This is a genomic window from Acinetobacter sp. NBRC 110496 (genome assembly GCF_000876115.1).
Lineage (GTDB): Bacteria > Pseudomonadota > Gammaproteobacteria > Pseudomonadales > Moraxellaceae > Acinetobacter.
Genome location: NZ_BBTF01000006.1, coordinates 138,552 through 146,575 on the forward strand (window position 1 = coordinate 138,552; position 8,024 = coordinate 146,575).

Genomic DNA, 8,024 nt, shown 5'->3' on the forward strand with positions numbered 1-8,024 from the left:
GCTAGCCATATCCATCTTAAAAATCAGAGTTTTCTGCTTCAAATCGCTTAATTTATTGTAGCTTTCCCAATTTTACTTTATTCGTAACAATTCATTTAAATTAATCTAACTAAGCTATATGTTTAAGTTTGGTTGCTTTTCCCTATATTTTTTGACTTTATTATTTCTTTTCAGTTACCCAAATCGTGATATAACCTTTTACAACCGGCTGCCCATCATTTCGTTTGGCGATGACTTCTACCTGCATATCCCCCACCTTCCAATCCTCGTTAATCTTTGCGCTCAGTTGAATATCAGAATTCGCCTTAGAGACATAATCAACATGCATCCCTTTGGGTAACCATCGAAGATGTGCTGGAATTGACGCCTCTACAGCAACGCCCATCACAAACTCTAAACCATTGCAGATTGCAATCACATGTACTGTTCCGATGTGATTTTCAACAGCTCTACGTTTAGACATAACTGCTTGGCAAAAATCAATCTCTAGCTTTGTAATGACCGGGTTAACTGTACGGAAATAAGGAGCAACTCGACTAATGACATTTGAAAGTACCGTTAAACCACCCGGTATTTTTTGTAATATCTGATAGGCAAGCAATACTGTGTTTGATTGGAGCTGTGTGTACTTTTTTATCTTGCCATTTAAATCATGGATTGAATTTTTCATTTTAGCTACAGCATGTTCAAATAGCCCACAAAATAACATGTGTATATTAATAGCTATATCGCCCACTAAGCTCTTATAACTGTCAAAAAAGACAGATCAGTGCTTTTACAATTAAGCAGCCAAATTAATTAAGACAACTTATGTCGCCCTACTCTAGTGCTTTAATCTTTTTTTTGGCATGATAAAACTGAATTCATAGTGAATAATGATAAATGGAACAAATGCGTTGGTTAGAATTGCTTTCTGCAATTCGCTTAGGTAGTAAAAAAAGCAGTACAGAATTGGCTCGAAGCCCTTTCCATAAAGATTATGACAGAATTATATTTTCCCAAAGTTTTCGTCAGTTGAATAGAAAAACACAGGTTCATCCACTAACTCAACATGATGGTATTCACACCCGCCTTACTCATTCCCTAGAGGTTTCTTGTATCGGACGTTCACTGGGCATGCTCGCTGCAGAAAAGATCAAAGACGAACTACCAATGTGGATTTCCCCTGCTGATGTCGGGGCAATTATCCAGGCAGCCTGTCTGGCACACGACATTGGTAACCCCCCATTTGGTCATGCGGGTGAATATGCCATTCGTGAATGGTTTGATGATGCTTCGCATCGAGACTTTCTGGCTAGACTCACGCCAGAAGAAGCAGCCGATGTACGCCAATTCGAAGGTAATGCCCAAGGACTTCGGCTTTTAAGTCGTATTGATTACCACCCTGATGATGGCGGCATGCGTCTAACCTGTGCAACACTGGGTGCTTATTTAAAATATCCATGGCTCTCAAAAACGATTGAAGAACAAGGCGACACGCCCTCACATCAACGTGCAAAATTTGGTTGCTATCAATCTGAAAAAGAAATTTTAAAACAACTTGCAGAACAGCTTGGTCTGATTCAACTGGGTGACTATCACTATTGCCGTCATCCATTGACTTATTTATTGGAAGCCGCTGATGATATTTGCTATGCACTGATCGATTTAGAAGATGGCATTATTCTAAATATGTTGAACTATGCCGAAGTTGAACCGATTTTTCTGAATTTAATTGCGGATTATGGTTATCCTGAAGAATTACAATTACCGCATACCACATGGCAGCAAAAAATTGCCGCTCTACGTGGCCGTGTCATGAAGCGTCTCGTCGATGAAGTCACCACCGCTTTTGCCAAACATCATTATGAAATTTTAACCGGCCAACTTAAAGGTAGCTTATTACAATATTGCTCACCCGATATTGAAGCAGGCATTCAGACCGCAAAAAATCTCGCCAGAGACCGTATTTTTGAACATCCCCAGAAATCTGGTTTGGAGATTATTGCACACCAAAGCCTTCAAACGATTTTGGACGCCTTTATCCCCTTGACCATGCCACATAAGACCTTAAGCTTTAAAGAACAGCGTTTGATGTCAATCTTGCAACATTCAGGGGTAAATCTGCAAAACAACCACTATAATAATATTATGCAAGTCCTCGATATTATTAGTAAGTTCTCGGATCATCAGGCTTATAGCTTGGCCCAAGAGTTGCAAGGTAATAAAATAGGCTTTTTTTAATGAAGCGATTTATTGATGAAGGTAAGACCTGGGATAGTTTTACACATGCCCCTGTTTTAGTGGTATGCCCATTTTGTCAGAGCAACGCTCAGGTCTTTCAGCAAGAATTACCTAATCAGCCTAAAAAAAGCATTGTTTTTAGCTGTTTATCCTGTTGTAAAACTTTTGATCAAGACCAGCAGCAACAAAACAACTTAGGCTATTTTGACGAGATCAACGTAGAAATTAATCAAACCTGCTCTTGTAAGCGTGGAAAATATAACTTTTCTCAATCTTATGCTCAGCCGAGTGTTCTTCCGCCTTTTATAAAATTAAGCTGTGATTTCTGCCAAAAAGAAAAAGTATATAATTCACCCTATACGTTATTTATCCATAAAATCCCGAGAAAGACAGGATTTGAAATCAATACAGATCCTTTTTTTGGCTATCGTTTGTATTTGAATATAGCAACAAGGCATGGTCTCATTTTCGTGTATAACACAGAACAGTTAAATGATTTGAAAGCTTACATCTCTGCAGAGCTAAGACAGAGAACCTATACCAATAAGAATAAAGCTTACTTAAGCCGCTTGCCTGCTTGGATAAAATCTGCGCGAAATCGTAAAGAAATTCTAAAAGCCATTTTGCGTTTAGAACAAATGGCATCTACTATTCAACCATTAACAAATAAGTGAAAAGACTCAATGATCGGATGTTTAATTGGCGAAGTGTTTGCCCTAGAAGCCCCAACCGTATTACTCAATGTAAATGGCGTTGGCTATGAAATTGACACACCACTTTCGACATTTTGCCAATTACAAAAAGGACAGAAAGTCACTTTATGGACGCATCTAGTTGTTCGTGAAGATGCTCAGCAACTTTATGGTTTCAGTGATGCACAGGAAAAAACCATTTTCCGTACCTTATTAAAAGTGAATGGCGTTGGCCCTAAAATGGCTTTAGGCATTTTATCAACACTGAGCGTAGAGCTACTGATTCACACGATTGAACATGATGATATTAATACACTGATTAAAGTTCCTGGTGTGGGCAAGAAAACAGCTGAACGCTTAATGATTGAGTTGCGTGACCGTTTCAAAGCGTTGGCGCATTCAACCAGCGGTACGACAAATGCAGCAGTTGCTCAAATTCAATTTATGGCAAATTCACCTGTTGCGGAAGCGGAAGCCGCTTTACAATCGTTGGGCTATAAACCAGCAGAAGCACAAAAAGCAGTGGCAGCAGTCAAAGCAGACTATACTGAATCGGCTGACATTATCCGTGCTGCGCTTAAATCCATGATGAAGTAATAGATATATGCAAGATCGTCTTATTAGCGGAACAGAAAAACCTGAAGATCATTTTGATCGTGCCATTCGTCCGACCTCATTGGCTGACTATATTGGTCAGCCTGTGGTTCGTGAACAAATGGAAATTTTCATTGGTGCAGCGCGTGGCCGTGGTGAAGCACTCGACCATACCTTGATCTTTGGCCCTCCAGGTTTAGGGAAAACCACGTTGGCCAATATTATCGCAAGAGAAATGGGCGGTAATCTAAAGTCAACTTCTGGCCCTGTATTGGAACGTGCGGGTGACCTTGCTGCCATGCTGACCAATTTGGAAGAAGGTGATGTGCTGTTTATTGACGAGATTCATCGTCTTTCCCCAGTGATCGAAGAAATTCTCTATCCAGCCATGGAAGACTACCAACTCGATATTATGATTGGTGAAGGTCCTGCTGCCCGCTCAATTAAGCTAGATCTCCCCCCTTTCACTTTAGTCGCGGCAACAACACGTGCAGGTCTTTTAACCTCTCCTTTACGTGACCGTTTCGGGATCGTACAACGTTTAGAGTTTTATTCAGTTGAAGACCTGACCCATATTGTGACACGTTCTGCCAACTTGATGGATGTGCCGATTACTCACGAAGGCTCAACAGAAATCGCCCGTCGTGCACGAGGTACACCCCGTATTGCCAATCGATTATTACGCCGTGTGCGTGACTATGCCCAAGTCAAAGGCACAGGTGAAGTGACTCAGGAAATGGCACAACGGGCTTTGGACATGCTCAATGTCGATAAAGCAGGTTTAGATACGCTCGATCGGCGTTATCTCAGCATGTTACTGGAACGTTTTGAAGGACGACCAACTGGTGTTGAAGCTTTAGCCGCAGCCATGGCGGAAGATAGCGGAACGCTTGAAGATGTAATTGAACCGTATTTGATTCAGCAAGGTTATGTGATGCGGACTGCACGCGGTCGTATTGCAACCAATATGGCATATTTACAATTTGGTATGACGCCGCCTGAATAATATTAAATATTTTTAATTAAATGCTTCTTATAATGAGATGATTAGAATAGCATATACGTCATTCTAATCATCTCATTATTTTTAGGGTAACAATGAAAATTAAAACATTAACTGCCGTATTTTTGAGTAGCTTATTTTTAACAGCCTGCGGGGGTGGAGGTGATAATGCAAATAACGGAAATTCATTTCAAGGTAAAGAAAGACTAGATTATAGCAAACCAGAAAATCTTGAATTGATTTATGCTCCGATTATCAATTTATCAAGTATTCATGAAAATCAGCTCATTGATACCATTACACTTGCCGAATCCGTTTTTTATTTAATACAAGGTGGAGAAAAAATGGGCTACAAAGCCTTCTGCCGAAATAAAGAAGGAAGCTTTAGCAGAAGTAGTCAAATGGTTACGCTGAATAAATGTGATCTACAGTATACAAAAGATGGCGTGATTCAACCTGTTTCTGAGGAACCAATGTTCCTATCTGGAAGTGTTAGCTCACAAGGATACTGGTCACAGGATAACTTTAAAATCGATACGACACTGAACCAATTTAAAGTAGAAGTTGATAATGAAATAACAACCTTTAATGGAAGCAAAAGTAGTCTATCTTATTATGCTGATACTCGTCCCTTCAAATATGACATTGCTCAAATGGAATTCACATGGGCTGATAATAGATATACAGAAGTCTATAAACTCACAAACTATAGCTTTGAACCTTGGTCAACTGGATCAATTACCAAAGGACGTCTAGTTGGGACAAACAATAATAAAGAATTCTCTGTAAATTTTGACAATCAAATCAAATTTGGAAGTGTCGAAGATGCTTTGGCTTTTTATCCAAGCTTTGCGGAGATTTTTATTGAAGACACCAACAACAATAAAAATTCAATCACTATTACCAGAACCACTGACTATAAAGCGTTAATGCGTGCTTATGCGAATGGGACTACCGTTCCTGGCTTTCCTAAAGTCGTCGCTTGGGAAGAACTCAACTATTAAAAAAAAGAGGCCCTTAGATAGGGCCTCTTTTTTTATCTAGGTCAACAATATGTTATTTATTACTATTTCCTTAGCTCTCTTGAGGCAATATCATTCCTGATTGCTCACAGTACGCAAAAATAGGTAATAGAAATGGCCAATCATTTTGAGTTCAACATTCGCGTTTATATCGAAGATACAGATGCAGGCGGTATCGTTTACCATGCCAACCATATACGTTTTATGGAACGTGCTCGTACCGAATGGTTACGTGCAGCTGGTGTTGATCACTACTGGCACCAAAAAGATTACAGCTTCGTGGTACATCAGATTCAGGTCAAATATGTACGCCCAATATTAATGGATGATTTAATTACCGTTACAGCACGTGTTATTTCGTGTAAAGCCGCATCTTTTGTGTTGCAACAAAATATTTATCGTGGTGAAATCTTGCTGGCTTCAGGTGAGGTTGTGTTGGCATGTTTAAATAAAGAGTTAATGCCACGTCGACTTCCTGATGAAATTCGTGATCTAATTCAAAAAGAGTTAGCACAGGACTAAAATAAACTTTCGGCACAGCGACTTATGGCAACTAACTTAGAATCTTCCCTGCATATTTCTGACCTAATTTTACAAGCAAGTCCTGTTGTACAACTGGTCATGCTGATCTTACTTCTTGCTTCAATTTTTAGCTGGTATTTGATCGCTAAACTTCATATGGGCTTTAAAAAAGCAGAACAAGAGGATGAGCATTTTCAAAAAATGTTCTGGTCAGGTGCCGAATTAAATACCCTTTATAACAATGCACAACTCAATTCTAAGCGCCGTGGTCTAGAAGATATTTTCTACCAAGGCTTAGGTGAGTTTTTCAAATTACAGAAACGTAAAGCCGATACCAATCAAACCATCGAAGGAACCGAACGTATTCTTCGTGTTGGCCTAAGCCGTGATCAAGGTGGTCTAGAGCAAGGCTTAGGTTCACTTGCCAGCATCGGCTCTGTTGCTCCTTATATCGGCTTGTTCGGTACGGTCTGGGGCATTATGAATGCCTTTATTGGTCTTGCTGCCGTTGATCAAGTGACTTTGGCAACTGTTGCACCTGGTATTGCAGAAGCCCTCATTGCAACTGCAATTGGTTTATTTGCAGCAATTCCTGCGGTACTTGCGTTTAACCACTTTACCGCTAAAGGTGAATCAACCTATTCAGATCGTGCCTTATTTGCAGAAGAAATGGTTGCTCTTTTACAGCGTCAAGCGATTGGAACGACACAGGAAGATGCATAATGGCGATTCAACGATCTGGACGTTTTGAACGCATTAAAAAGCCACTCAAAAGTGATATGAACGTCGTTCCTTATATCGACGTGATGTTGGTGTTATTGGTCATTTTCATGGTGACAGCACCTATGATCACCAGTGGTATTAAAGTAGATCTACCTCAAGCCAATAATCACCCTATCGAGTCCAAAGATACGCCTGCTCTGGTAACGATTGGTAAAGATGGCAATATCTTTTTGCAATACCAAGAACATAAAGGCAGCGACCCTCTTTCGCTCAAAGAACTGGAAAATGTTTTAAGTGAAGCTCAAACTCAAGCAGAGCAAGACAACAAACAACTGACAGTTTTGGTTAATGGTGATAAATCTCGTCCATATGGTGAAGTGGTTTCACTCATGGCGAGCCTACAAGAAGCAGGCCTTACCCAAGTGGGCTTACTCACAAAGTCTTTAAAATAAATTATGAAGAAATTTCAAGAGCCACCTTTTAAACAAAATGCGATTGCGCTGGGTTTCACGCTTGGCGTCCATGCAATCGCGATTGTTGGCTTACTGTTTTTAGGCTTGAGTAAACCACCTGAACAGCCTAAAAAACTCACCACTATTTTGGTGAAGCCAGAAGATTTACCTCAGTCTTTACAGCAACCAGAACAACAAGTCACAGCAGATCACCAAGCTGAACAGGTTGAAAGTCCAATTGTTGATAAGAGCTTGCCTGAGAATATTCCCGTAATTCCTCCACTGCCAACTGCGCAACAGCTTGCTGCTGAAAAGCAAAAAGCTGAACAGGCTCAGCAAGCCAGGCTTGCCGAACAAAAACGTAAAGCCGATGAAGCTGCGCGAGCTCAGCAGGTTGAAGAACAACGTAAACTCTCAGAAGCGCAAGCACAAAAACAACGTGCAGACGCTGAAGCCAAACGCCAAGCTGAGGCAAAGGCGAGAACAGAGGCTGAAAAACATAGAGCTGAACAATCTGCCAAAGCCGAGGCGGAAGCCAAAGCACGCCAAAAAGCGGAACAAGATGCGAAATTAAGACAGCAAAAAGCTGCCGAGAACGCAAAACTTCAAGCCCAGCAAGATGCAAAACGCAAAGCAGAAGCTGATGCCAAGGCTCGTGCTGAAGCCGATGCAAAACGTAAAGCAGAACGAGATGCGAAAGCAAAAGCTGAGGCGGACGCAAAACGTAAAGCCGATGCTGATGCCAAAGCTCGCGCGGAAGCCGATGCAAAACGTAAGGCGAATGCAGATGCAA

At 40.8% G+C, this 8,024-nt stretch carries 10 protein-coding genes; 9 read left to right on the top strand and 1 reads right to left on the bottom strand.

Features of this window, described 5'->3' with window-relative positions:
- Positions 1-160: 160 nt before the first annotated feature.
- On the bottom strand, positions 161-670 hold the full coding sequence (locus Aba26S_RS05490; protein WP_026040125.1) for a hotdog fold domain-containing protein: 510 nt from the start codon (positions 668-670) through the stop codon (positions 161-163).
- Between the two features lie 212 nt (positions 671-882).
- Between Aba26S_RS05490 and Aba26S_RS05495 the strand changes: the two genes are divergently transcribed.
- The 9 genes from Aba26S_RS05495 to tolA form a co-directional block, all read left to right on the top strand.
- Positions 883-2,223: a deoxyguanosinetriphosphate triphosphohydrolase gene (locus Aba26S_RS05495; RefSeq protein ID WP_043970537.1), complete on the top strand. Its 1,341-nt coding sequence runs from the start codon at positions 883-885 to the stop codon at positions 2,221-2,223.
- A complete protein-coding gene (locus tag Aba26S_RS05500) occupies positions 2,223-2,897 on the top strand; it encodes a hypothetical protein (protein WP_043970539.1) in 675 nt (224 codons plus the stop codon). Before Aba26S_RS05495 ends, Aba26S_RS05500 begins: the two co-directional genes overlap by 1 nt.
- A 9-nt stretch (positions 2,898-2,906) precedes the next feature.
- Positions 2,907-3,512 carry a Holliday junction branch migration protein RuvA gene (ruvA, locus tag Aba26S_RS05505; RefSeq protein ID WP_005242690.1) on the top strand — a complete coding sequence of 202 codons (606 nt, stop codon included), beginning with the start codon at positions 2,907-2,909 and terminating at the stop codon, positions 3,510-3,512.
- 7 nt (positions 3,513-3,519) lie between these two features.
- The gene (gene ruvB / locus Aba26S_RS05510) at positions 3,520-4,515 is read left to right on the top strand and encodes a Holliday junction branch migration DNA helicase RuvB (protein WP_005242691.1); all 996 of its coding nucleotides are present in this window, start codon (positions 3,520-3,522) and stop codon (positions 4,513-4,515) included.
- Positions 4,516-4,607: 92 nt separating this feature from the next.
- Positions 4,608-5,516, top strand: coding sequence for a hypothetical protein (locus Aba26S_RS05515; protein WP_043970542.1), 909 nt, complete (start codon positions 4,608-4,610; stop codon positions 5,514-5,516).
- A 132-nt stretch (positions 5,517-5,648) separates the two neighbouring features.
- Positions 5,649-6,056: a tol-pal system-associated acyl-CoA thioesterase gene (gene ybgC / locus Aba26S_RS05520; RefSeq protein ID WP_005242693.1), complete on the top strand. Its 408-nt coding sequence runs from the start codon at positions 5,649-5,651 to the stop codon at positions 6,054-6,056.
- Positions 6,057-6,080: 24 nt separating this feature from the next.
- Entirely contained in the window at positions 6,081-6,779 is a 699-nt protein-coding gene (gene tolQ / locus Aba26S_RS05525) for a protein TolQ (protein ID WP_005242694.1), read from the top strand.
- Positions 6,779-7,231: a protein TolR gene (gene tolR, locus Aba26S_RS05530; protein WP_043970544.1), complete on the top strand. Its 453-nt coding sequence runs from the start codon at positions 6,779-6,781 to the stop codon at positions 7,229-7,231. The genes tolQ and tolR overlap by 1 nt, the downstream gene beginning before the upstream one ends.
- Positions 7,232-7,234: 3 nt before the next feature.
- On the top strand, positions 7,235-8,024 hold a 790-nt coding region (gene tolA / locus Aba26S_RS05535; protein ID WP_043970546.1), incomplete at its 3' end, for a cell envelope integrity protein TolA.